We start from the raw sequence: 23,141 nt of genomic DNA, 5'->3' as shown, positions 1-23,141 counted from the left end.
GGCGCTGCCCCTCATAGCGGTCCCGGGAAATTCGCCCCGGAGACTTTTCAGCCAGAAACAGGCCCGCTTCCGCAACGGCGACGTCAGCGGTCGTCGGCACTGCCGCCCATTTCATCCAGCGCATCTTCGTCGATGGCAGCTTGCACCGCCCCCGTGGCCAGCTGTTTCTGTTTCGGCGTCAGCTCGTCTTCCTGATCCGGGGCCAGGCGAACGGTGACCTCGCGGTGGGCGAACTTGATGCCTTCGCGCGCAAACAGCTCGCGGATTTCCTGGTACACCCGCTTGCGCACCAGCCACTGATCGCCCGGTTTGGTCATGAATTTCACCCGGATGATCATGGCCGAATCCTGCATCTCGATCACACCCTGCGACTTCAGCGGCTGGATGAAGGCATCGCCGATCACCGGGTCTTCCAGCAGACTTTGGCCCAGCTTCTTGATCAGCTTGCGCACTTTTTCGACGTCGGTGTCATAGGTGACCCGCAGCGGCAGCTTCATCATCACCCAGTCGCGGGAGTAATTGGTCAGCACCTTGATTTCGCCAAAGGGAATCGTGTGCAGCGCACCAAGATGATGGCGCAGCTGGAAAGAGCGCACCGAGATCTTCTCGACCGTGCCCTTGACCTCGCCGATGTCGATGTATTCCCCTTTGCGGAAGGCGTCATCGACCAGGAAGAACGCGCCCGAGAAAATGTCTCGGACCAGTGTTTGCGAGCCGAACCCCACGGCAAGACCGACGACACCGGCACCGGCGAACAGCGGGCTGACGTTGATGCCCAGTTCCAGCAGAACGATCAGCACGATCGACACCACAACCACGGCCAGTATGGCCCCGCGAAACAGCGGCAGCAGGGTTGCGAGGCGACTTGCGCCCCCGGCTCCGCCTTCGTCCCCGAGTTCTGCCTCCGCCGGTGCCGACCCGACTTCTTCATCGATCTTGCTGTCGATCCAGATACGGAACAGGTGATAGACGATGTAGCCGATGAACAGGATCACCGTTATGTCGATCACCCGGTCGGCGGAGGTGGTGTTCAGCCAGGCGGCATCGGGGTTCCACACGATCACCAGCGAATAGGCTCCGACCACGAAGGCCAGAATACCGGCCACGCGGCGGGCAAGATCCTGATAGGTCGCTATGGGGTGGCGGCGCGGCAGCGGCAGCGAAACCTCGGCGGCCTCGGCTGGCCTGTCCGGTGCATCTGCCTGGCCCGCTTCTTCCCCCTCTGCAGAGCCAGGGTCCGCCCCCTGCTCTTCGAGCGACGGCGCAGCCTCGGGACGCCGCGCGCGACTGAAATAGCGTTCAATGAAATAGTTGATGACACCGTAGACGATCAGGATCGTGGTCAGCACGAAATAGCTGCCCGCCATCACCGGCACCGCCATGTCATTTTCCAGCACGAGATCAAACGCCAGCTTGAGCCAGCCAAAGATCATGTAGGCGATCAGCACCGGCGCCCAGGCCAGCGCCAGCCCCCGCACGAGCCAGGAACATTCCTCGGGCGGGCGGCCTGCACGGATGGCATTGGAAATGGCGCGCCCGTTGACCAGCACAAGCACCAGGTTCCCGAAGGTGCCCACAAGCGCCAGAACGCCATAAACCAGCGCATAGACGTTGTAGTTCAGCCCGAAATCACCCACCCAGGTGGCAAACAGGACCGAGGAAATGTCATAGGTCGCCAGCAACGACGCCCAGATGTAGAGCCGCCGGGCATCCCGGTCGGAGAACACCGGAATGCGGTATTGCGATAGATAGGGCGACAGCACCATGCGCCACAGATCCGACACGGTCCGGGCCAGGAAAAAGGCGGTGTAGATCGCGGTGGTGGTAAACTCGATCGAGGGATCGCCGGACGGACCGAAGATCACATAGGACGCAAGGGCGGCAAACAGCATCGCAAAGACGGTGCCCCCGACCCCCATGAAGAACCGGAAAATCAGGAACGGCATCTTCTCCTGATAGCCTTCGGGCTGCTGCTTGATGCGTGCGACCACGTAGCGTTTGGCAATACGCTTGCCGTAGATCTCGACCGACAACCAGCGGCCGATCATCAGCAACAGCACGCTCCATCCCAGAACTTCGACATAGGTGCTGATGCGCCCGTCGGGGCTGGTCTGGCGCAGGATGTACTGCATTTCAAAGACCGAATAGGGCAGCGCCTCAAGACGGCTGGCAAGCTCGGCCCGGAAGGCCGCGACCTTGGACTGCGCCTGCATCAGCGCCGAGGGCTTTTCCATGTGCTCGCCTGTCGGCTGCCCGCTCGTCTCGGGGGGCTCGGGCGGGGTCAGCAGCTGCCCGTTGCTGTCGACAACGACCACGCCGACGCCTGCCTGCGCGGCCTGTTCGAGGATGCGGGACAGGCTATCCGCGCTCGCCGGTTCACGTTCCTGCGCTTCGGCGTGAGCAACCGTGGACAGGATCAGGAGCCCCATCAGCAGAATTCGACCAACAACGTGCAGCATGGGCGCCTATCCTTCTGGAATTGTAACCAGAATTAACCACGCGCGGTAACGTCATGCAAATTTTCCCGACGCGGATCAGATTGCCCCCTTGCCCCTGCCGCATGATTGCATAGGTGCGGGGGGCAGGTTATACCGATCCCAACCTCCGCCGACGGGCGGGCAGCAGCGCAGCTTTGTCCCGCGGGTGCGGTCGGCTGTATCCTGCAAAAGCAGAACCAACAGTCGGCACCCCGCCCTCAGCAGTCGGGGCTGCGCAACCCGAGGCAGAGAATGGCACAACACGACAGCCCCCGCCCGGCCCCAGGCTCAGCCCCCAAACCCCGTGTTCCGGTCCTGGCGCCGCCCGTTTCGGCCGGTTTGGGCGTGGACCCTTCAGGCAAGCGAGCCCATGACACAGCCAGGTGAATCCCCAGCCTCTGCGAGCTCCCCGAAACGCGGGCCGCGGGTCATGTTCTACAGTCACGACACGTTCGGGCTCGGCCATTTACGCCGCTCCCGGGCCTTGGCAGGCGCCATCACCACCGCGACGCCGCAATCCTCCGCGCTGATCCTGACCGGATCGCCGGTTGCGGGGCGGTTCTCGTTCCCGGCCGGGGTCGATCACATCCGCCTGCCCGGCGTCATCAAGCGCTCCGACGGCTCCTATGCCTCGCGCACCATGGGCATGAGCATCGAGGAAACCGCCGAACTGCGGGCAGCCCTGATCCGCTCCACCGTGGAGCAATACCAGCCGGACGTGCTGGTTGCCGACAAGGAACCGACCGGCTTTCGCGGCGAATTGATCCCCGCGCTGGAGTTCCTGAAGTCGGAAGGCCGCTGCAAGCTGGTACTGGGACTGCGCGATGTGCTGGATGCGCCCGACGTGCTGGCCGCCGAATGGGAGCGCAAGCAGGCGGTCGAGGCCACCCGCGACTTCTATGACGAGATCTGGGTTTATGGGCCGAAGTCCGTCTATGACCCGACCGAGGGCCTGCCGTTCACGCCGCAGATGCGGGCCCGGATGCACTGGACCGGCTACCTGCGCCGCGACCTGGGCCAGGTCGGCGAACCGCCGCAGCAACCCTATCTGCTGGTCACCGCCGGTGGGGGGGGCGACGGAGAGATGATGGTGGATCTGGTGCTGTCTGCCTACGAGGCCGACCCTGACCTGTCTCCGCGTGCCGTGCTGGTCTATGGCCCCTTCCTGTCCGGTGACACGCGCGCGGATTTCGAACAGCGGGTGGCCCGTTTGCAGGGGCGCGTAACCGCCGTTGGCTTTGAATCGCAGATCGAAACCCTGTTCGCCGGAGCCCAGGGCGTGGTCTGCATGGGCGGCTACAACACCTTCTGCGAGGTGTTGTCTTTTGACAAACCCGCAGTGATCGTGCCGCGCACGACCCCACGTCTCGAACAGTGGATCCGCGCCAACCGCGCCGAGGAACTGGGGCTGTCGACCATGCTGGATGAAACCCGTGACGGTTGGACGGCTTCGGCCCTGGCCCGTGCGATCCGCGCCCTCGCCACCCAGCAGCCGCCCTCTGCCGCAGGCTCGGAAGGTTTGCTGGACGGGCTCGACTATGTCACCCGTCGGGTCCAGATCCTGTTGCAGGACGCGCCGCAGAGGACGGCAGAATGACCGCCGCTCGCCCGCCGCTGGCGGTGGTGGTCAAGGGCTGGCCGCGACTGTCAGAAACCTTCATCGCGCAGGAGCTGGTGGCGCTGGAAGCCGCTGGCCACAGCTTTGAGATCTGGTCGCTGCGCCACCCCACTGACGTCAAGCGCCATCCGCTGCATCAGCAATTGCAGGCACGGGTGAACTACCTGCCGGAATACCTGTACGAGGAACCCGACCGGGTCTGGCGCGCCCGCGCCGCCGCGCAGCAGCTGCCGGGCTACGCCGAGGCCTACCGCGTCTGGCGCGCCGACCTGCGCCGCGACTGCACCCCCAACCGGATCCGCCGCTTTGGCCAGGCCTGCGTGCTGGCCGCCGAGATGCCCGCCGAGGTGCTGGGGCTGTACGCGCATTTCCTGCACACGCCGTCCTCGGTCGCGCGCTATGCCGCCATCATGCGCGGCCTGCCGTGGAGTTTCTCCGCCCACGCCAAGGACATCTGGACCTCGCCCGACTGGGAGATCACCGAGAAACTCTCTGCCGCGCACCACGGGGCCGCATTTGGTGCGACCTGCACCGGCTTTGGCGCCCGCCATCTGCAGGACATGGCCGATACGCCCGACCGGGTGGATCTGGTCTATCACGGGCTGGACCTGTCACGCTTTCCGCCCCCGCCGCAGCGAAGGCCGCGCCATCCGCAGGACCCGGTGCATTTCATGTCGGTCGGGCGTTTGGTGGAGAAGAAGGGCTTTGACCGGCTGATCGCGGCGCTGGCGCTGCTGCCTGCGGGGCTGGACTGGCATTGGACCCATATCGGCGGCGGCGGCCTTGGCGATCTGCTGCAAGGCATGGCCGAGGATGCGGGCATCGCCGATCGCATCACCTGGCGCGGCGCCTGCGACCAGCCCGAGGTGATCGAGGCGATGCGGGCCAGCGATCTGTTCGTGCTGCCCAGCCGGGTGGCCGCCGACGGCGACCGCGACGGGCTGCCGAACGTGCTGATGGAGGCCGCCTCGCAAGGGTTGCCGATCCTGTCGACGCCGGTGTCAGCCATCCCCGAGTTCATCACCCACGGCACCCACGGCCTGCTGAGCGAGGACAGCCCCGAGATGCTGTCCGAAAGCCTGCTCTATGCCGCGCGGCATCCGGACCGGCTGGCAGAAATGGCCGAAGCCGCGCTGCAGCGGCTGCGCAGCGACTTTGGCATGGACCCCGGCATTGCCCAGCTGTCGCGGCGGCTGAAAGCGATGCTGGCGCAGGATTGATCACGGATGGCACCGGGACGCGGCACGCGGATCGCCTTTTACGCGCCAATGAAGCCGCCGCACCACCCGGTGCCCTCGGGCGACCGCGCCATTGCCCGCAACCTGATGGCGATGCTGACCGCCAGCGGGGCCGAAGTGCAGCTTGCTTCGGAGCTTCGGGTCTATGACAAGCAGGGCTGTGCCGACACGCAAGCGAGGCTGAAAGATGCAGCCAGTCAAGAGGTCGCCCGGCTGCTGCGCGACATGCCCCCGGCGGATCTCTGGGTCACCTACCACAACTACTACAAGGCGCCGGACCTGATCGGTCCGGCCGTGGCGCGCGTTCGCGGCATGCCCTATGTGCAGATTGAATCCACCCGCGCGAAGAAACGGCTCAGCGGCGGCTGGGCGGAGTTCGCCCGTTCGGCCCATGCCGCCGCCGATGCTGCCGCAGCGATCTTTTATTTCACCGAACATGACCACTTTGCCCTGCAGCGGGACCGCGCAGGCAGTCAACTGCTGGCGCAGCTCCCGCCCTTCCTGCCGCGCGCCGCTCTGCCCCGCGCGTCCGCACTGGACGGACCGATGCTGACCGCTGCGATGATGCGCAAAGGCGACAAACTGGCATCCTACCGGCTGATCGCCGAAACCCTGCCGCTGATTGAAGGGGACTGGCAGCTGGACATTGCCGGCGACGGCCCTGCCCGCCCGGAGGTCGAGGCGATGATGGCGCCCTTCGCCAGTCGCGTCCGGTTTCTGGGCCAGCTGTCGCAGGACCCTTTGGCAGAGGCCTATGCCCGCGCCAGCCTGCTGCTGTGGCCCGGCGTCAACGAGGCCTTCGGCATGGTCTACCTGGAGGCGCAGGCGCATGGGCTGCCGGTGGTGGCACAGGACCGGCCCGGCGTGCGCGACGTGCTGCTGCCCGGAACGTATCCTGCGCCAGAACAGGGCGCGGCGGGCCTCGCGGCACTGGCAACGGAACTGCTGGGCGATACCGCGCTGCGCCGACACCACGGCACCCAGGCCCGCGCGCGGATCGCGCGCCGCCATCTTGAACCGGCAGCAGCCGCTTGTTTCTGGAACACTGTCACCCCATTGATCGAGGTCTCCCGATGATCCGACTTGCCCTGCTGCGCCACGGCCATACCTCCTGGAACCGCGCGGGCCGCATTCAGGGCCGCAGCGATATCCCGCTGGATGACGCCGCCCGCGCCGAGCTGGCAGCGCAAAGTCTGCCCCCGGACTGGGCGGATGCAGACCTGTGGTCCAGCCCGCTGAAGCGCGCGGCGGAGACCGCGGAACTCGTCGCGGGCCGACCGCCCCGCACCGCGCCCGCGCTGACGGAAATGAACTGGGGCGAGTGGGAAGGGCTGCACGGCACCGACCTGAAGGCGGACCCCGGCAGCGGTTTTCGCGACATCGAGGACTGGGGCTGGCACTACCGCCCGCCCGCCGGCGAAACCCCGGCCGAGGTCTGGGACCGTATCGCCCCTTGGCTGCGGGGGCTGACGCGCGACACGGTCGCAGTCTGCCACATCGGCATCATGCGGATGATCCTCGCCCGCGCCCACGGCTGGGACTTTGACGGTCCCGCGCCGTTCCGCGTCAAGCGCAACCGGCTGTTCGTCGTGGAAATCGACGGCCCGACCCTGCGCCCCGTGGATGAACCCATCCGCCTGATCCGCGAGGAGACCGCATGAAAGTCCTGATCGCAGTCACGCATCTTCTGGGCACGGGCCATCTGTCGCGGGCGCTGACACTGGCGCGGGCCTTCGACCGCGAAGGGCATCAGGTCACGCTGGTCAGCGGCGGCTTTCCGGCACCGCAGCTGGACACACGCGGCGTGACGCTGGTGCAGCTGCCGCCGCTGCGCTCTGACGGGGTGGATTTCACCCGGCTGCTGACCGCGAGAGGCTCCGTGGCGCAGGCTGAGGATCTGGCCCAGCGTCAGTCGCAGATTTGCGCTGCCCTGCAAGAGGCGCAGCCAGATGTGCTGATTACCGAGCTTTACCCCTTTGGCCGCCGCTCCCTGCGCGGCGAGTTTCTGGCGCTGCTGGAGGCCGCCCACAAGATGCCGCGCCGCCCGGTGATCCTGTCTTCGGTGCGCGATATCCTGGCGCCGCCCTCGAAACCGGACAAGGCCGAGAAGGCCGATGCGGTGATCTCGCAATTCTACGACGCGGTGCTGGTGCATTCCGACCCCGCCGCGACCCGGCTGCAGGTCAGCTGGCCGGTCTCGCCGATGCTGGAGGCCAAGCTGCGCTATACCGGCTACGTCGCCCCCGCCGCTGCCGGGCCGCACCCCGAGCGGGCCGGGACGGGCGAAATCCTGGTCAGCGCCGGTGGCGGCAGCGTCGGTGCCGATCTTTACCGCACCGCGCTGGAGGCCGCACGGCTGATGCCGGACCATCGCTGGCGGCTGCTGGTCGGCGGCACCGATGCGGCGGCGCGGATCGCCGAGTTTGCGCAGGCGGACTCCCCCGCCCTGCTGGAACCTGCCCGCCCCGATTTCCGTCAGATGCTGTCGCATGCCGCCGCCTCCGTCAGCATGTGCGGCTACAATACCGCGTTGGATCTTCTGCAGGCGGCAACCCCGGCGGTGCTGATCCCCTTTGATGCGGGCAATGAGACCGAACAGAGCCTGCGTGCCGACAGCCTCGCACCACTTGATGGCATCGAGGTTCTGGCCACGGCCGCGCTGACACCCGAGGCGCTATGCACTGCGGTCAAGGCTGCCATGCAGGCGCCGCAGCGTGATTCCAGCGGTTTCCGGTTTGACGGCGCCGCCCGGACCGTGGAGATTGCTGCGCAGCTGGAGAAGGAGCGCGGATGAAACCCGACTGGAACGAGCTGGATACAGAGCTGAGCCATTGGCGCGCGGCGCGCATGACGCTCCCCTTGTGGTGGCGCGATGATGACGCCACCTCCCATTCCACCGAGCTGGAACGCCTGGCCAAGGTCTCTGCCCGGCTGGAGCTGCCCGTACACCTGGCGGTGATCCCGCAGGGCGCCACGGCGGACCTTGCCCGATATGTCTCGGCACATCCGCAATTGCTGCCGGTTGTGCATGGCTGGGCGCATCAGAACCATGCCCCGGCGGGCGAGAAGAAAGCCGAATTCGGTGCCCATCGCCCCCTGGATGACCTGCTGGACGACGCCGAACGCGGGCTGGCGGCCTTAGAGGACCTGTTCGGCAGCGCCCTGCGCCCGATGTTCGTTCCGCCCTGGAACCGCATCACCCCGCAGATGCTGACCTGGCTCGCAGGCGCGGGGTACTCGGCAATTTCAACCTTCACGCCCCGCAAGCAGGCCAAACCTGCGCCGGGTTTGTTGCGGGTCAACACCCATCTGGATCCGATTGACTGGAAGGGGGGACGCGGGTTGCTGCCACCGCAGCAGCTGATTGCGCAAGTGACCCGCCAGCTGCGCGACCGCCGCCTCGGCGAAGCCGACAACAACGAACCCTATGGTCTGCTGACCCACCACCTTGTGCAGGACCGCGCGACGTGGGACTTCACCGTTGCCCTTGCAGAGCGCTTGCTGGCCGGACCGGCAGAAGCCTGGACCTTCGACGAAAGGATTTCCTGACATGAGCCGCCTTGATTCCATGCTGCGCCGACTGACCGCCCAACGCGACGGGCTGAACTGGGCTGCCAACCAGATTGCGGACACCGCCGGCGATGTGCTGGACCTCGGGCTCGGCAATGGGCGCACCTACGACCATCTGCGCGAAACGCTGCCGGACCGGCGGGTCTGGGTGATCGATCGGGTGCTGCAATGCCATCCTTCCTGCGTGCCGCCGGAACAGGATTTCCTGCAAGGTGAGGCAAAGCCGATGCTGGCGCAGCTGGCGGCCGGTGGTCACCGGATTGCCCTAGCCCACTACGATTTCGGCTTTGGTGACAAGGAAAAGGACGTGGCCGAGGCCGCAGCCCTGTCGCCGCATGTCGCCGCCGTGATGGCCCCCGGCGGCATCATCGTCTCCGGCCAGCCGCTGGTCGGGCTGGAGGAGCTGGACGGCCCCGCGGGCATCCCGCCGGGCCGCTACATGTTCTACCGCGCGTCCTGACTGCCCGCTGACGGCGCGCGCCCGCGCCGTCAGGCCACCCGCTGTCCGCGTGACCAGACGCCACGCAGCACCGGCGCGCCGCCGACCAGCCGGAAACGGATCAGGTCGGCCCGCTTGCTGATCTCCAGCCGCCCGCGGTCTGCCAGCGCCACCGCATCGGCAGGCGCATGGGTCACGGTGCCGAGGCCGCGGGCCATATCGCCCCACAGCTCGCCCAGCCGCACTGCCGACACCAAGAGCGCAGCCGGCACGTAGTCGGATGAGATGATGTCCAGAAGCTCCAGCTCTGCCAGCTCATGCGCTGCGACATTGCCGGAGTGCGAGCCGCCGCGGATCAGGTTTGGCGCGCCCATCATCACCTTGATGCCGTGGGCATGGCAGGCCCGCGCCGCTTCCACCGTGGTGGGAAACTCCGCCAGCTGGATGCCGTGACCCGCCGAAACCGCGACCTGCTCCGCCGTGGTGTCGTCATGGCTGGCCAGCACCGCCCCGAAGCGCCGCGCAGCCTTTACCGCCTCGGCCTCGTGCAGATCGCCGTAGGTGTCGCGCAACGATTTCAGGTGCGCCACATGGGCCTGAAAGCCCGCGTCATCGAACCCGTGCTTGCCCTTCACATAGGCCTCAAGCTTGGAGATGTCGCGAAACTGCCGCTGGCCCGGCGTGTGGTCCATCAGCGAGACAAGCCCGACCCGGTCCGCCTCGCCGAACTCGTTCAGCTCTTCCACCAGCGAGTCGGAACAGACCTCGGCCCGCAGATGCAGGAAATGCGAGATTTTCAGCGCGTTCTGGCCGCGCAGCTCCAGCAGTTCGCTGGCCAGCTGCCGGGCGTAGGCGCCATAGCGGCTTTCCTTGCGCTTGATCGAGCCGACGCGCATGGCGTCAAACACGGTGGTGATGCCGGTGCCCGCCAGTTCCGCATCATGGGCGATGATGGCGCTGGCATGGGGCCAGTCGACGCTGGGGCGCGGCTGGATGTGGCGTTCCAGATTGTCCGTGTGCAGCTCGACCAGACCGGGGCAGATGCAGTCGCCGCCGCAATCGACCGCGCCTGCAGGCACGGCAGTCCCATCGGAGATATCGGCAATGGCGCCATCCACGACTTTCACACTGCCGGTGCGGGTTTCGCCGGGCAGCACCAGGGTGGCATTGGCAAGAATCAACTCTTCTGTCATCTGAACTTCACATCTTTCGAGCTATGGAAGGCCACGTTTAGGAGGCCAATGTGACATTCACGCGATACGCGATCTATTATGCTCCGCCCGCGACGGCGGATTGGAGCCGGTTTGCCGCCAGCTGGCTGGGCTGGGACATGGAAACGGGGGCAGAGCTGCCCCATCCCGACATCGCCGGGCTGGATGTTGCCGAAATCACCGCGGTGCCGCGCAAATACGGGCTGCATGCGACGATGAAGCCGCCGATGCGGCTGGCCAAGGGGCAAACCCAGGCCGCGCTGGAGGACGCCTGCGCCGCGCTGGCCGCGCGCCAGCAGCCCGTCACGCTGGACGGTCTGCAGCTTGCGCGGCTGGGCCGGTTCCTGGCGCTGCGCCCGGTGGGGGATGAGACGGCGCTGAATGCGCTGGCCTCGGCCTGCGTTCGAGACCTCGATCCGTTCCGCGCCCCTGCCCCCGAGGCTGAGCTGGCCCGCCGCCGCGCGGCGGGGCTGAGCGCCGAGCAGGACGAGAACCTGACCCGCTGGGGCTACCCTTACGTGTTGGGCCAGTTCCGCTTTCACATCACCCTGACCGGCAAGCTGCCGAAACCCCAACTGCCCGTTGTCGAGGACGCGCTGGCCAGCCACCTGCTGCCGCTGCTGCCCGAACCGTGCGAAATCCGCGATCTGGCGCTGATGGGCGAGGCTGAGGACGGGCGGTTTCACCTGATCCATCGCTACGCCCTCAGCGGCTGAAGCGCGCTCAGCGCCGCCTGCACCGCGGCGCTGAGCGCGCCGCTGTTGTCGATCTCATGCACCCGCGCCAGCCCCTGCGGCAGCGGGTTGCCGGAGCGGGCCAATCGGCGTTCGACCTCCTGCGCATCCTCGCGCCCGCGGGCAAGCAGGCGTTGTTCCAGCACCTCGGGCCGGGCGGTGACCGAGAGCACGATCAGATCGCCGAACACCTCCTGTGCTTCGAGCAGCACAGCCCGTGACAGGTTGACCAGCACCCCGCCTGCGCCCTCACGCAGCGTTTCGATGTCGCGCGGAATACCGTAGTGCAGCCCATGCGCCTGCCAGTGCAGGGCAAAGACACCGTTCTCGGCCAGGGCGGAGAACTCCGGCTCGCTCACCGGCTGGTAGTCCTCGCCGCCTGCCTCCGGCGCGCGGGTGATGACCCGCCGCATGATCCGCAAGCTGGGCCCCGACACCGCAAGCGCCGACATCAGGCTGTCCTTGCCCACGCCCGAGGGGCCGACCACGGCGATCACCGGGCCTTTTGGCGCGGGGCCGGTCATGCCGCACTCCGCGGGGTGAAGGCCGAGACATCGATGAAACGGTCGCAGACCTGCTCGCGGGCGGCCTCATCGTGGAAGATGCCGACAATCGCCGCGCCACGCGCCTTGGCGCCTGTGATCAGCTCCAGCACCGTGGCGCGGTTCTGCGCGTCCAGGCTGGCGGTGGGTTCATCCAGCAGCAGCGCCGGGTAGTCGTGGGCAAAGCCGCGGGCGATATTGACCCGCTGCTGCTCACCCCCCGAGAAGGTAGTCGGGCTGAGCCCCCAGAGCCGCTCGGGAATGTTCAGCTGCGCCAGCAAGGATGCGGCCTTGTCACGGGCGGCATCCACTGGCGTGCCCACCGCCAGCAGCGGCTCCGCCACCACGTCCAGCGTCGCAACCCGCGGCACCACCCGCAGGAACTGGCTGACGTAGCCCAGCGTGTGACGCCGCAACTCAAGAATCTCGCGCGGCTCCGCCGTCGCCACGTCGGTGCCACCAACCATGACGCTGCCGGAGGCTGCCAGGTAGTTGCCGTAGATCACCCGCATCAGGGTGGATTTCCCCGCCCCCGAGGCGCCAATCAGGCCGACGCATTCGCCGGGTTTGACGCACAGGCTGGCGCCCTCCATCACCGGGATCACCGCGCTGCCCTGATTGTGCAGGGTGAAGCTCTTGCTGACGTTGTTCAGTTCAATCATCTCATCACCCTCAGACTTGCAGCACGCTGGAGACCAGCAGCTGGGTATAGCCGTGCTGGGGGTCGTCCAGCACCTGATCGGTCAGCCCGCTTTCAACCACATGACCGTCTTTCATCACCATCAGCCGGTCCGCCAGCAGCCGCACCACCGCCAGATCATGGGTGACGATGATGGCGCTCAGACCCATCTCGCGCACCAGCCCGCGCAAGAGATCCAGCAGCCGGGCCTGCACCGAGACATCCAGCCCGCCGGTTGGTTCATCCATGAACACCAGCCGCGGGCCGGTCACCAGATTGCGGGCGATCTGCAGCCGCTGCTGCATGCCGCCGGAGAAGGCAGAGGGACGGTCATCGATGCGGCTGTTCGCAATCTCGACCCGGCCCAGCCAGTCGGCGGCGCGTTCGCGGATCGATCCGTAATGCCGGTCGCCCACCGCCATCAGCCGTTCCCCGATGTTGCCGCCGGCCGAGACCGACATCCGCAGCCCGTCGCGGGCATGCTGATGCACAAAGGCCCAATCGGTGCGGCTGAGCATGCGCCGCTGCGGTTCCGACATGGTGACAGTATCCACCGGCCCGTCCGCGCGAGTGTCAAAGATCACCTCGCCGCGGTCCGGCGTCAGATGCCCTGCCAGGCTGTTCAGCAGCGTCGACTTGCCCGAGCCACTTTCGCCGACGATGCCCATCACCTCGCCGGGGTAGAGATCAAAGCTGACGTCGGTGCAGCCGATCCGCGCGCCATACATCTTGGCGACGTTTTTCACTTGCAGCAAAGGTGTCATCACGCTGCCTCCTCTCCCAGGCGGCCGCTGTGGCCCGCCTCGCGCCGCGAGCGGCAATAATCGGTGTCCGAGCAGACAAACATCCGGTTGCCCGCGTCATCCAGGATCACCTCGTCCAGATAGCTGTCCTCTGCCCCGCACAGGTCGCAGGGGTGGTCGGCCTTGCTGGCCTCGAACGGGTAGTCCTCGAAATCGAGCGAGACGACCTTGGTGTAGGGCGGCACCGCATAGATACGCTGCTCGCGGCCTGCGCCGAACAGCTGGATCGCGGCCATTTCCATCTTGGGGTTATCGAACTTCGGGATCGGCGAGGGGTCCATCACATAGCGGCCCTCGACCTTGACCGGATAGGCATAGGCGGTGGCGATGGCGCCGTGCTGGCTGATGTCCTCATAGAGTTTCACGTGCATCAGCCCGTATTCCTGCAAGGCGTGCATCTTGCGGGTTTCGGTTTCGCGCGGCTCAAGGAAGCGCAGGGGCTCCGGGATCGGCACCTGATAGACCAGGATCTGATCCTCGCTCAGCTCCGCCTCGGGGATGCGGTGGCGGGTCTGGATGACGCTGGCCTTGGTGGTTTCCTCCGTCGTGGCCACGCCTGCCGTGCGTTCAAAGAACTTGCGGATCGACACCGCGTTGGTGGTGTCATCCGCGCCCTGGTCGATCACCTTCAGCGTGTCTTCCGGCGTCAGCGTTGCGGCCGAGACCTGCACGCCGCCAGTGCCCCAGCCGTAGGGCATCGGCATCTCGCGGCTGGCGAAGGGCACCTGGTAGCCCGGCACCGCCAAGCCTTTGAGGATCGCCCGACGGATCATCCGCTTGGTCTGTTCGTCCAAGTATGCAAAGTTGTAGTCGCTCATTCCGCAGCCTCCTGTGCTGCAAGGTTTTCCGCCAGTTCCGCGGCCTCGCGGCGCAGTTTGCGGACCAGCTCCAGCTCGGACTGGAAATCGACGTAATGCGGCAGCTTGATGTGTTCCAGAAAACCGGTGGCCTGGATGTTGTCGGCGTGGCTCAGGACAAATTCCTCGTCCTGTGCGGCCGCGCCGACGTTGTCCTCGCCCAGCTCTTCCCAGCGCAGGGCGCGGTCGACCAGCGCCATGGCGATGGATTTGCGCTCTGACTGGCCGAACACCAGACCATAGCCGCGGGTGAATTGCGGCGGCACGGTTTTGGAGCCCTTGAACTGGTTCACCGTCTCGCATTCGGTCAGCTCGATCTCGCCGATCTCGATGGCAAAGCCCAGTTCGGGGATCTCCATTTCGACCGGCACGGTGCCGATGCGCAGCTCGCCGACAAAGGCGTGGTTGCGCGCATAGCCACGCTGGGTCGAATAGGCCATGCCAAGGATGAAACCCTCATCGCCGCGCGTCAGCGATTGCAGCCGCACCGCGCGGCCCGCCGGAAAGGCCATCGGCTCGCGGGTCAGATCGCCCGGCTCCGCGTCCGAGGCAAGCTCGCGCTCGATGATGTCCTCGCCCTGCAGGAACTCGGTGATATGCGGCGTCGGCTCGCGGCGCGGCTCCGCCTCGGGCGCGGCAGGCACCTCCCCGTCGGCAGCCAGTTTGAAGTCCAGCAGCCGGTGGGTGTAGTCGAATGTCGGCCCCAGCACCTGCCCGCCCGGCGCGTCCTTGAAGGTGGCCGAGATGCGGCGGTCACAGGCCATCGCGCCGGTGTCCACCGGCCGCGTGTAGCCAAAGCGCGGCAGCGTGGTGCGATAGGCGCGGATCAGGAAGATCGCCTCGATCAGATCACCGCGCGATTGTTTGATCGCCAGCGCGGCGAGATCGGGATCATAGAGCGATCCCTCCGCCATCACCCGGTTGACCGCAAGAGCCAGCTGTTCGCGGATCTGGGCAAGGCTCAGCTCGGCCACGGAGGTGTCGCCGCGGCGTTCCTCGGCCAGCCAGGCATGGGCGTTGTCGATCGCCTGCTCGCCGCCTTTTACTGCAACATACATGGTCTATTCCCCAGCGGTGACTTTGGTCGAGCGCGGCAGCGCCGCCAGCTGCAAACCCGATGTGAAAAAGAAATCGACGCCCAGCGGGTAGAGCATCGCATTGCGCTGAAATGCCTCCAGGTCCGGCAGCTTCAGGCGGGCGCTGTCCTTGATCCCCGGCCCCTGCAGCCGTGCGTTGGGGGCGTCCAGCTCTGGCATCTCGACGATCAGCGTTGCCGACCGGTCCGGATATTCCGCGGTTCCAATGCGGAAGCGATCCAGCGGCATCAGCGCCGCCCAGCTGCCCAAGGCGAAATCTGCCTGCTCCGCCGCGACAACCGGCGCGCCGGTGTGAAAGGTGAGCCAGCCGCGCAGGTCGTCGCTGTCCACATCCGGCGCCAGATAGACGCCGGTTTCCGGGTCACACAGGGTCAGCAGCAGCGCGCCAGCCGCAAGCGAGATGCCGTCGGGCGGCACAGCACCGCTGATCTGCTGGATCGTGCCGGGGCGCGCCATGGCGTTCATCGCGGCGCGGAACCCATGCGCCGAGTCCACCGGCGGGTTGGCAAAGCCGCCACCGTAGACCGTGTTTCGGGCCTGTGCCTGCATCAGTCCTCTCCCCGTACCATCGTGAAAAATTCGACCTTGGTGGCCGCGGCCTTGGCGGCGCGAGCCTCCTTCCTGGCCGTCTGTTCGGCGGCCAGCGGCGCCAGCACCGCGGCGCGTAGATCCTCTGCCGCCGAGGTCTGCATCAGCGCGTCGATCTTGGCGGCGATCTCGGCCTTGGCCTTGCTGCGGCCCTGCACGTAGCCGTGGCCCGCGGTGCCATCCGCCAGCACCAGCGCGCAGCGGGTGACTGTCATCTCGCCCAGGTTGAAGGGCGCGCCGCTGCCGCCCATGCGGCCGCGCACCATGACACCGCCCGCCTCGGGCGCGCGCAGCCAGTCAAAGGCGGGATCCGCCCCGTAGCCCTGCCACAGCTCTGAAAGCCGGGCCTCGTCTGCACTGGCCAGCAGGCTCATCCAGCCTTTGCGGTCCTGTGCGGAAATTTCTGTGTTCATCTGTCTAAGCCTCTTGGCCGGGTTGTCTACTTCAACTATACAACTAGACAAATGTTAGCCGAGTCGCCCCGGGCGGCGCAATCTGAGTCTTGTGAAAGTTCCGTGACATGGCCCGCACCCCCGTTTGGAAATCCATTGCCATCGCCCTGACCGACGACATCGCGCAGGGGCGCTATGAGACCGGTGCCAAGCTACCGCCCGAAGCACAGCTGTCCGCGCGCTTCGGGGTGAACCGGCACACGGTGCGCCGCGCCCTGGCCGAGATGGCCGAGCAGGGGCTGGTGCATGCGCGCCGCGGTGCGGGCGTTTTCGTGGCGGCCAAGCCGGCCGATTACCCGATCGGCAAAAGGGTGCGCTTTCACCAGAACCTGGCGCGCGAGGGGCGCACCCCGGCCAAGCAGGTGTTGATGCTGGAAACCCGTGCAGCCGGTGTCCGCGAGGCCGAGGCACTGAGGCTGGCGCCCGGTGATCCCGTGCATGTCTATGACGGGCTGTCGCTGGCGGATGGCCAGCCGGTGGCGCTGGCGCAGGCAATCTTCCCGGCGGAGCGGTTGCCGGACCTCTGTGATGCCTTGCGCGAAGAAGCCTCGATCACCGCGGCGCTGAAGGCCTGCGGCGTGGCGGATTACACCCGGCTGGAAACGCGCATCACCGCCAAGCTGGCCACCGCCACGCAGGCGCTGCACCTGCGCATCAGCGAGGGCGCGCCAATCCTGCGCACCACCTCGATCAGCGTGGACACCGACGGCACCCCGGTCGAGTTCGGCCGAACCTGGTTTGCCGGTGACCGGGTCACCCTGACCGTCGGCGGCGAGGACTGAGGCCTGCCGCAGCCCCCCTTTGCAACAAAAAAGCCCCCGCCGCTTGGCAGGGGCCGGGTTCCGCTGGTGCGGAGTTTACTGCTTGGCGTTGAAGACAAACAGCGTTTCGCCGTTGATCTGGTAGCCGTTGACCAGTTCCTTGGCCTTGTCCGAGACCAGCCAGCCCTCCAGCTGCATCGCCAGATCATGCTTAACATGGGGGTGCTTTTCCGGGTTCACCGGCAGGTAGGCATATTGGTTGAACAGCACCGGATCACCGGCAAACAGCAGATCCAGGCCGCCCTTGTTGCCAAAGTTCAGCCAGCTCGCGCGGTCCGACATGATGTAGGCATCCATGCCAGCGGCGGTATTCAGCGCTGCGCCCATGCCTGCGCCAACCGCGCGGTACCAATCGCCAAAACCCTCCGGCGCCTGACCGGCAGCGGACCACAGGCTCAGCTCTTTCTTGTGGGTGCCGCTGTCGTCGCCACGGCTGACAAATGCCGCCTCGGCCTGTGCGATCTGCTGCAGGGCAGCGGCGGCATCGGCGGCCTGTGCAATACCGGCCGGATCCGCCTTGGGGCCGATAAAGACAAAATCATTGTACATGATCTCGCGCCGGTGGGTGCCGTTGCCACCCGCGAGGAACTTCTCCTCGGCGGTTTTTGAATGCACCAGGATCGCGTCCACATCACCCGCCTCGCCCAGGCGGATCGCCTGGCCGGTGCCAACCACCAAGAGCTGCACATCCAGACCGAGGTCTTTCTTGATTTCCGGCAGCAGGATCTCGGCCAGTCCCGAATTGTGGAAGGAGGTGGTCACCGCCATCTTCATCTCTTCGGCCAGCGCGGCCGAGGCCATCGCCAAGAAGGCAACTGCGCCGATAATCAGCTTTTTCATTCTACAATATCTCCGTTCAGAAATGCGCGCGCTTGCGCGGTTTGCGGTCCGGCAAAGAATTCATCTGCCGGGCCGAATTCGTGGATGCGGCCGCGAAGGACAAAGATCACCTCATCCGCCAGCCGCCGCGCCTGCCCCATGTTGTGGGTCGACATGATCAGCCGTGTGCCGGAGGCGGCGGCGCGGGTCAGGATCTCCTCGATCTCGCGGGTGGCGCGACCGTCCAGCGCCGCGCAGGGCTCATCCAGAAACAGCACCTGCGGCTCGCGCACCAGGGCACGGGCCAGAGCCAGCTTCTGCCGCTCGCCGCCCGAGAGATTGGTGGCCTGCCGCTCCAGAATGTTGCCCAGCCCCACCCGCTCGGCCCAGTCGGCGGCGCGGGCGCGGGCCTCGCGGCGGCGGACACCTGTCAGACGCAGGGGATAGGCAATGTTCTCGATCACCGTGCGGCGCATCATCACCGGGGTCTGGAAGACGAAGGCCTGGTGCTTCTGCGCCTCGGCCAGCGGGCAGGCCCAGTCGAGGCTGCCGTCGCGCATCCGCACGATACCGTGCAGCATCTTCAACAGCGTAGTCTTGCCCGCGCCGTTAGGCCCGATCATGATCGCGCTGCCCTGCCCGCCCAGCTTCAGATCCACCGGACCGACCAGCAGCTTGCCGCGGCGGCGCACGCAGGCGCCATTGACTGTCAACGGGAACATCTGCATCACCAGCGCCCTTCACTCTCGGTGCGGCCCAGCCAGTGGATCATCAGGTTCACCGCCACGGCCAGCGCGATCAACACGAAACCCAGGCCAAGCGCCATGGCAAATTCGCCCTTGCCGGTCTCCAGCGCTATTGCCGTGGTCAGCACCCGTGTCGCATGGTCGATATTGCCGCCCACCACCATTATCGCGCCGACCTCGCCGATGGCGCGGCCAAAACCCGCCAGCGCCGCGGTCAGCAAGGCCCGCCGCCCGTCCCACAAGAGCGCCTTGATACGCTGGAACTGGGTGGCGTTCATCGAGATCAGCAGGTCGTGGTAGTCGCTCCACAGCTCCCGCAGGGACTGATGCGCGACCGAGGCCACCAGCGGCACCACGATGATCACCTGCGCGATGATCATCGCGGTCGGCGTGAACAGCAGGCCGAAGACGCCAAACGGCCCGGCCCGCGACAGGAACACGTAGACAATCAACCCCACCACCACCGGCGGCAGCCCCATCAGTGCGTTCAGCACCGCGATGGTGGCGCGACGCAGGCGGAACCGGCGCACCGCCAGAAAGGCCGCCAGCGGCAACGCGATAGCGCAGGCGATGACCAGCGCCGTCAGCGTCACCCGCAGCGAACGCAGGGTGATCTCCACCAGATCCGCATCCAGTGTCACCAGCAGCCAGAATGCCTGCGCCAGCCCTGCCCACAAATCACCCATCGGCCCGGTCTTTTCCCCGCGGTTTCAATTGCTGCCGGAACTATCACGGCTCAGGTCTGTTCCAATCACAGGACGGGACATTCGGACAGTCAAAAACGGCAAACACGCCGCTCTGCCGCCACTTTGCCGCGCCCCAAGGGACGCGCGCTGCCGCCAATCGGCGCCCAACGTGCCAAATCACCGCATTTGGTGCCTATTTCGCACCACTGCGCTTGCGTGCGGCATGCGAACATGAAACAAACCGCGCCCAAAGTGCCCCCCCGGACGCAATCTTGAGGATATGCCATGTTCGACCTGCAATCCATGCGGGATCAGCTCGCCAACCACTACGATCTGGCCCCCAATCCGGCACTGGCCGAGAAGATGGCCGATGTCTACGCGCGGATGGACCGGGTGGTGAACCCGATCGAATGGGCCACCCATGCGCCCTATGTCGCCGCCATCCTGGAGCTGAAGAAACAGCGCAACGCGGTGGTGCTGGCGCATAACTACATGACGCCCGAGATCTACCACGGCATTTCCGACGTGGTCGGCGACAGCCTGCAGCTGGCGATCGAGGCAACCCGGGTCGAAGCCGACGTGATCGTGCAGTGCGGCGTGCATTTCATGGCCGAGACCTCCAAGATCCTGAGCCCGGAAAAGACCGTGCTGATCCCCGATATGGAGGCCGGCTGCTCGCTGGCCGAAAGCATCACCGCCGAGGGCGTCGCCGAGATGCGCCGCCGCTATCCCGGCGCGCCGGTGGTGACTTACGTGAACACCACCGCCGAGGTGAAGGCGGCGTCGGACATCTGCTGCACCTCCTCCAATGCCGCGCAGATCGTCGCCGCGATGGAGGAAGACACCATCATCATGACCCCGGACCAGTATCTGGCGCAGAACATCGCCAAGCTGGTGCCGGAAAAGAACATCGTCTGGTGGGAAGGCTCCTGCATCGTGCATGAGCAGTACACGGCGCAGGATCTGCGCGACTTCCGTGAATGGAACCCCGGCACCCGGCTGATCGCACACCCCGAGTGCCCGCCCGACGTGGTGGCCGAGGCGGATTTCTCCGGCTCGACCAGTGGCATCGTCAAATACGTGACCGACGAGAAGCCGGAAAAGGCGCTGCTGATCACCGAATGCTCGATGGCATCCAACATTGCCGACCAGCTGCCGGAGGTCGAATTCGTCGGCCCCTGCAACATGTGCCCCTACATGAAGAAGATCACGCTGGAGAAGATCCTGTGGTCGCTGCACACGATGACCGAACCGGTCGAAGTGGACCCCGAGGTGGCCGAGAAAGCCCGCATCGCGGTGCAGAGGATGATCGACCTCAGCCGCAAACTGGGCATTTGACACGTGCTGGACACCGGCCGCATCGTGATTGTCGGCGCCGGTCTGGGGGCGCTCTACGCGGCGCTTGAACTGGCGCCGCACCCGGTGCTGGTCATCTCCCCCGAACCACTGGGCCGGGGCGCCAGCTCCTCCTGGGCTCAAGGCGGGGTCGCCGCCGCGATGGAACGCCCCGACAGCCCCGAGGCCCACGCCGCCGACACCCAGCGCGCCGGAGCCGGTACGGTTGATAGCCGGGTGGCCGCGATGGTGACACGCGTGGCCCGCGATCACATCCTGGACCTGACGGAACTGGGCACGCCGTTCGATCGCGACGCCGCCGGCAACTACGTGATGAACCGCGAGGCCGCCCATTCCGCCGCCCGCGTGGTGCGGGTCAAGGGCGATCAGGCCGGTCACCGGATCATGCAGACGCTGATCACCGCGGTGCGGGCCGCCCGCCACGTGCAGGTGCTGGAGAACACCCAGGCCGTGAGGTTGGAAACCAACGAGGATGGCGTCTCCGGCGTCTGGATCAGCCGGGCGGACACGCCCTCCGCATCGGTGCTGATCCGCACGCCCGCGGTGCTTCTGGCCGGTGGCGGCTCTGGCGGGCTTTATGCCCATACCACCAACCCGCCACGCATCCGCGGCCAGGTGATCGGGCTTGCCGCCCGTGCCGGTGCGCGGCTCGCGGATCCGGAATTCGTGCAGTTCCACCCCACCGCCTTCGACATCGGCGAAGACCCCGCGCCGCTGGCCACCGAGGCGCTCCGCGGCGAAGGCGCGGTGCTGATCAATGCCGAGGGCGCGCGTTTCATGCTGCCGGTCCACCCGGATGCGGAACTGGCGCCGCGCGACATCGTCGCCCGAGCCATCTTTGCCGAGACCCAAGCTGGCCGCCGCCCGATGCTCGACACCCGCGCTGCCCTCGGCGCGGAGGTGCTGAGCCGCTTTCCCACCGTGGCGCAGACCTGCGCCCGGGCGGGCATCGATCCGGTCACCGAGCCTATCCCCGTCGCGGTCGCCGCGCATTACCACATGGGCGGGGTCGAGGCCGACATGCAGGGACGCAGCAGCCTGCGCAATCTCTGGGTCTGCGGCGAGGCCTCCTCGACCGGGCTGCACGGGGCCAACCGGCTTGCCTCCAACGGCCTGCTGGAGGCGCTGGTCTATGCCCGCAACGCCGCGCAGGACATCGCAGTTCAGCTGCAGACTGCCGCGGATTGCGCCGAGATCGCGCCGGAGTTTCTGCCGGGCGGCTGCCCGATGGACGCTACGGCGCTGACCACTCTGCGTGAAACCATGACCGCCTTTGTCGGCGTCCGGCGCGACGCCGCGGGCCTGCGGCGGGCTTTGGCAATCCTTGCCCGGCTGGAGGCCGAACAGGCAGAGGATGAGAACTTCGTCAACATGTGCGCCACTGCCACCCTGATCGCTGCCGCGGCCCTCGCCCGCCAGGAAAGCCGTGGCGGCCACTACCGCGATGACTATCCCGAAACCGATCCGGCCCAGGCCCGACGCACACGCATAACCCTGGCCGAAGCCCTGGCCATCCGCGCCCGGGTGCAAGAGGATTTCCAATGACACAACAATTTGCCCGCCTGCCCGACCTGATCCTGGAACCGATGGTGCGCGCCGCCCTGATGGAAGATCTGGGCCAGAACGGCGATATCACCACCCGCGCCGTGATCCCGGCCAGTGCGACCTACCAGGCGCGGCTGAACGCGCGCGAGGCGGGTGTGGTTTCGGGCATGCAGATCGCCCGCATCGCCTTTCGCCTGGTGGACGCCGGACTGAAGGTGGAGACCTTGCTGGACGATGGGTCCTCCTGCGCCAAAGGCGATACACTGATGACCATCGAAGGCTCGGCCGCATCGATCCTGTCAGCCGAACGGGTCGCGCTGAACTTTGCCGGGCGGCTGACCGGCATCGCCACCCTGACCGCGGGTTTCGTGGCACAGACCGCAGGGACGAACACCCGCATCACCTGCACCCGCAAGACCACGCCGGGGCTGCGCATCGCCGAAAAGCAGGCGGTGCTGCACGGTGGCGGCTACAACCACCGCTTCGGCCTGTCCGATGCTATCCTGATCAAGGACAACCACATCGCCGCCGCGGGCGGCATCAAGGCGGTGCTGACCGCCGCCAAGGCCTGCGCCAGCCACATGATGAAAGTGGAAATCGAGGTCGACACCTTGGAGCAGCTGGAAGAGGTGATCGCCACCGGCGGTGCCGACGTGGTGCTGCTGGACAACATGGACACCGCAACGCTGACGCAGGCCGTTGCGATGGCACGCGGCCATGTGGTGACCGAAGCCTCGGGCAACATGCAACTGGAACGGATTGCCGAGGTGGCGGCAACCGGCGTGCATTACATATCCTCGGGGGCGCTGACCCATTCGGCGCGCACCCTGGACCTGGGTCTCGATTTCTAGGGGCCAGGCGCC

Annotated in this window: 24 protein-coding genes; 12 read left to right on the top strand and 12 right to left on the bottom strand. The window is 66.5% G+C overall.

The window, feature by feature from the left end; translation table 11 throughout:
* Positions 1-83 precede the first annotated feature (83 nt).
* Positions 84-2,459, bottom strand: coding sequence for a mechanosensitive ion channel domain-containing protein (locus ACZ52D_RS10900; RefSeq protein WP_464441320.1), 2,376 nt, complete (start codon positions 2,457-2,459; stop codon positions 84-86).
* A 388-nt stretch (positions 2,460-2,847) separates the two neighbouring features.
* Between ACZ52D_RS10900 and ACZ52D_RS10895 the strand changes: the two genes are divergently transcribed.
* The 7 genes from ACZ52D_RS10895 to ACZ52D_RS10865 are packed head-to-tail and all read left to right on the top strand — an operon-like array spanning position 2,848 to position 9,363.
* Positions 2,848-4,074 (top strand): glycosyltransferase family protein, encoded by a 1,227-nt coding sequence (locus ACZ52D_RS10895; protein WP_464441319.1) that lies wholly within the window; start codon positions 2,848-2,850, stop codon positions 4,072-4,074.
* Positions 4,071-5,315: a glycosyltransferase family 4 protein gene (locus tag ACZ52D_RS10890; RefSeq protein ID WP_464441318.1), complete on the top strand. Its 1,245-nt coding sequence runs from the start codon at positions 4,071-4,073 to the stop codon at positions 5,313-5,315. Before ACZ52D_RS10895 ends, ACZ52D_RS10890 begins: the two co-directional genes overlap by 4 nt.
* A 6-nt stretch (positions 5,316-5,321) precedes the next feature.
* On the top strand, positions 5,322-6,410 hold the full coding sequence (locus ACZ52D_RS10885) for a glycosyltransferase family 4 protein (RefSeq protein WP_464441317.1): 1,089 nt from the start codon (positions 5,322-5,324) through the stop codon (positions 6,408-6,410).
* Positions 6,407-6,994 carry a histidine phosphatase family protein gene (locus ACZ52D_RS10880; protein WP_464441316.1) on the top strand — a complete coding sequence of 196 codons (588 nt, stop codon included), beginning with the start codon at positions 6,407-6,409 and terminating at the stop codon, positions 6,992-6,994. Before ACZ52D_RS10885 ends, ACZ52D_RS10880 begins: the two co-directional genes overlap by 4 nt.
* Positions 6,991-8,127 (top strand): glycosyltransferase family protein, encoded by a 1,137-nt coding sequence (locus ACZ52D_RS10875; RefSeq protein WP_464441315.1) that lies wholly within the window; start codon positions 6,991-6,993, stop codon positions 8,125-8,127. The genes ACZ52D_RS10880 and ACZ52D_RS10875 overlap by 4 nt, the downstream gene beginning before the upstream one ends.
* A complete protein-coding gene (locus tag ACZ52D_RS10870) occupies positions 8,124-8,882 on the top strand; it encodes a polysaccharide deacetylase family protein (protein ID WP_369926728.1) in 759 nt (252 codons plus the stop codon). The genes ACZ52D_RS10875 and ACZ52D_RS10870 overlap by 4 nt, the downstream gene beginning before the upstream one ends.
* Before the next feature lies 1 nt (position 8,883).
* On the top strand, positions 8,884-9,363 hold the full coding sequence (locus ACZ52D_RS10865) for a class I SAM-dependent methyltransferase (protein WP_464441314.1): 480 nt from the start codon (positions 8,884-8,886) through the stop codon (positions 9,361-9,363).
* Positions 9,364-9,392: 29 nt separating this feature from the next.
* On the opposite strand, the gene ACZ52D_RS10860 is transcribed toward ACZ52D_RS10865, so the two are convergent.
* Complete coding sequence (locus ACZ52D_RS10860) at positions 9,393-10,535, bottom strand: alpha-D-ribose 1-methylphosphonate 5-triphosphate diphosphatase (protein ID WP_369926724.1); 1,143 nt, start codon at positions 10,533-10,535, stop codon at positions 9,393-9,395.
* A 50-nt stretch (positions 10,536-10,585) separates the two neighbouring features.
* On the opposite strand from ACZ52D_RS10860, the gene ACZ52D_RS10855 reads away from it, so the two are divergent.
* On the top strand, positions 10,586-11,269 hold the full coding sequence (locus ACZ52D_RS10855) for a DUF1045 domain-containing protein (protein ID WP_464441313.1): 684 nt from the start codon (positions 10,586-10,588) through the stop codon (positions 11,267-11,269).
* Here ACZ52D_RS10855 and phnN read toward each other — a convergent pair.
* Genes phnN through phnG form a run of 7 tightly spaced genes read right to left on the bottom strand, consistent with a single transcriptional unit; the run spans position 11,251 to position 16,266 of the window.
* The gene (gene phnN / locus ACZ52D_RS10850) at positions 11,251-11,811 is read right to left on the bottom strand and encodes a phosphonate metabolism protein/1,5-bisphosphokinase (PRPP-forming) PhnN (RefSeq protein ID WP_464441312.1); all 561 of its coding nucleotides are present in this window, start codon (positions 11,809-11,811) and stop codon (positions 11,251-11,253) included. The genes ACZ52D_RS10855 and phnN overlap by 19 nt on opposite strands.
* A complete protein-coding gene (gene phnL, locus ACZ52D_RS10845; RefSeq protein WP_464441311.1) occupies positions 11,808-12,491 on the bottom strand; it encodes a phosphonate C-P lyase system protein PhnL in 684 nt (227 codons plus the stop codon). The genes phnN and phnL overlap by 4 nt, the downstream gene beginning before the upstream one ends.
* Before the next feature lie 10 nt (positions 12,492-12,501).
* Entirely contained in the window at positions 12,502-13,272 is a 771-nt protein-coding gene (phnK, locus tag ACZ52D_RS10840) for a phosphonate C-P lyase system protein PhnK (RefSeq protein ID WP_464441310.1), read from the bottom strand.
* On the bottom strand, positions 13,272-14,129 hold the full coding sequence (locus tag ACZ52D_RS10835) for an alpha-D-ribose 1-methylphosphonate 5-phosphate C-P-lyase PhnJ (RefSeq protein WP_417472886.1): 858 nt from the start codon (positions 14,127-14,129) through the stop codon (positions 13,272-13,274). The genes phnK and ACZ52D_RS10835 overlap by 1 nt, the downstream gene beginning before the upstream one ends.
* Complete coding sequence (locus tag ACZ52D_RS10830) at positions 14,126-15,226, bottom strand: carbon-phosphorus lyase complex subunit (protein WP_464441309.1); 1,101 nt, start codon at positions 15,224-15,226, stop codon at positions 14,126-14,128. The genes ACZ52D_RS10835 and ACZ52D_RS10830 overlap by 4 nt, the downstream gene beginning before the upstream one ends.
* A 3-nt stretch (positions 15,227-15,229) precedes the next feature.
* Complete coding sequence (phnH, locus tag ACZ52D_RS10825) at positions 15,230-15,814, bottom strand: phosphonate C-P lyase system protein PhnH (RefSeq protein WP_464441308.1); 585 nt, start codon at positions 15,812-15,814, stop codon at positions 15,230-15,232.
* Entirely contained in the window at positions 15,814-16,266 is a 453-nt protein-coding gene (phnG, locus tag ACZ52D_RS10820) for a phosphonate C-P lyase system protein PhnG (RefSeq protein ID WP_369926710.1), read from the bottom strand. The genes phnH and phnG overlap by 1 nt, the downstream gene beginning before the upstream one ends.
* A 107-nt stretch (positions 16,267-16,373) precedes the next feature.
* Between phnG and phnF the strand changes: the two genes are divergently transcribed.
* Positions 16,374-17,087 (top strand): phosphonate metabolism transcriptional regulator PhnF, encoded by a 714-nt coding sequence (gene phnF / locus ACZ52D_RS10815; protein ID WP_464441307.1) that lies wholly within the window; start codon positions 16,374-16,376, stop codon positions 17,085-17,087.
* A gap of 75 nt (positions 17,088-17,162) precedes the next feature.
* On the opposite strand, the gene ACZ52D_RS10810 is transcribed toward phnF, so the two are convergent.
* The 3 genes from ACZ52D_RS10810 to ACZ52D_RS10800 are packed head-to-tail and all read right to left on the bottom strand — an operon-like array spanning position 17,163 to position 19,377.
* Complete coding sequence (locus tag ACZ52D_RS10810) at positions 17,163-17,966, bottom strand: ABC transporter substrate-binding protein (RefSeq protein WP_464441306.1); 804 nt, start codon at positions 17,964-17,966, stop codon at positions 17,163-17,165.
* Positions 17,963-18,673, bottom strand: coding sequence for an ATP-binding cassette domain-containing protein (locus tag ACZ52D_RS10805; RefSeq protein ID WP_464441305.1), 711 nt, complete (start codon positions 18,671-18,673; stop codon positions 17,963-17,965). The genes ACZ52D_RS10810 and ACZ52D_RS10805 overlap by 4 nt, the downstream gene beginning before the upstream one ends.
* Positions 18,673-19,377 (bottom strand): ABC transporter permease, encoded by a 705-nt coding sequence (locus ACZ52D_RS10800; protein WP_464441304.1) that lies wholly within the window; start codon positions 19,375-19,377, stop codon positions 18,673-18,675. Before ACZ52D_RS10800 ends, ACZ52D_RS10805 begins: the two co-directional genes overlap by 1 nt.
* A 285-nt stretch (positions 19,378-19,662) precedes the next feature.
* On the opposite strand from ACZ52D_RS10800, the gene nadA reads away from it, so the two are divergent.
* From nadA to nadC, 3 genes are read left to right on the top strand one after another with little or no spacing between them, the layout of a single operon-like run.
* Positions 19,663-20,715 (top strand): quinolinate synthase NadA, encoded by a 1,053-nt coding sequence (gene nadA / locus ACZ52D_RS10795; RefSeq protein ID WP_222454898.1) that lies wholly within the window; start codon positions 19,663-19,665, stop codon positions 20,713-20,715.
* Positions 20,716-20,718: 3 nt separating this feature from the next.
* Positions 20,719-22,278, top strand: coding sequence for an L-aspartate oxidase (locus ACZ52D_RS10790; protein ID WP_464441303.1), 1,560 nt, complete (start codon positions 20,719-20,721; stop codon positions 22,276-22,278).
* A complete protein-coding gene (gene nadC / locus ACZ52D_RS10785; protein WP_464441302.1) occupies positions 22,275-23,129 on the top strand; it encodes a carboxylating nicotinate-nucleotide diphosphorylase in 855 nt (284 codons plus the stop codon). The genes ACZ52D_RS10790 and nadC overlap by 4 nt, the downstream gene beginning before the upstream one ends.
* Positions 23,130-23,141 lie beyond the last annotated feature (12 nt).

It is taken from the genome of Leisingera sp. S2M4, assembly GCF_055398055.1.
This window is presented reverse-complemented; position numbering and strand designations above follow the sequence as displayed.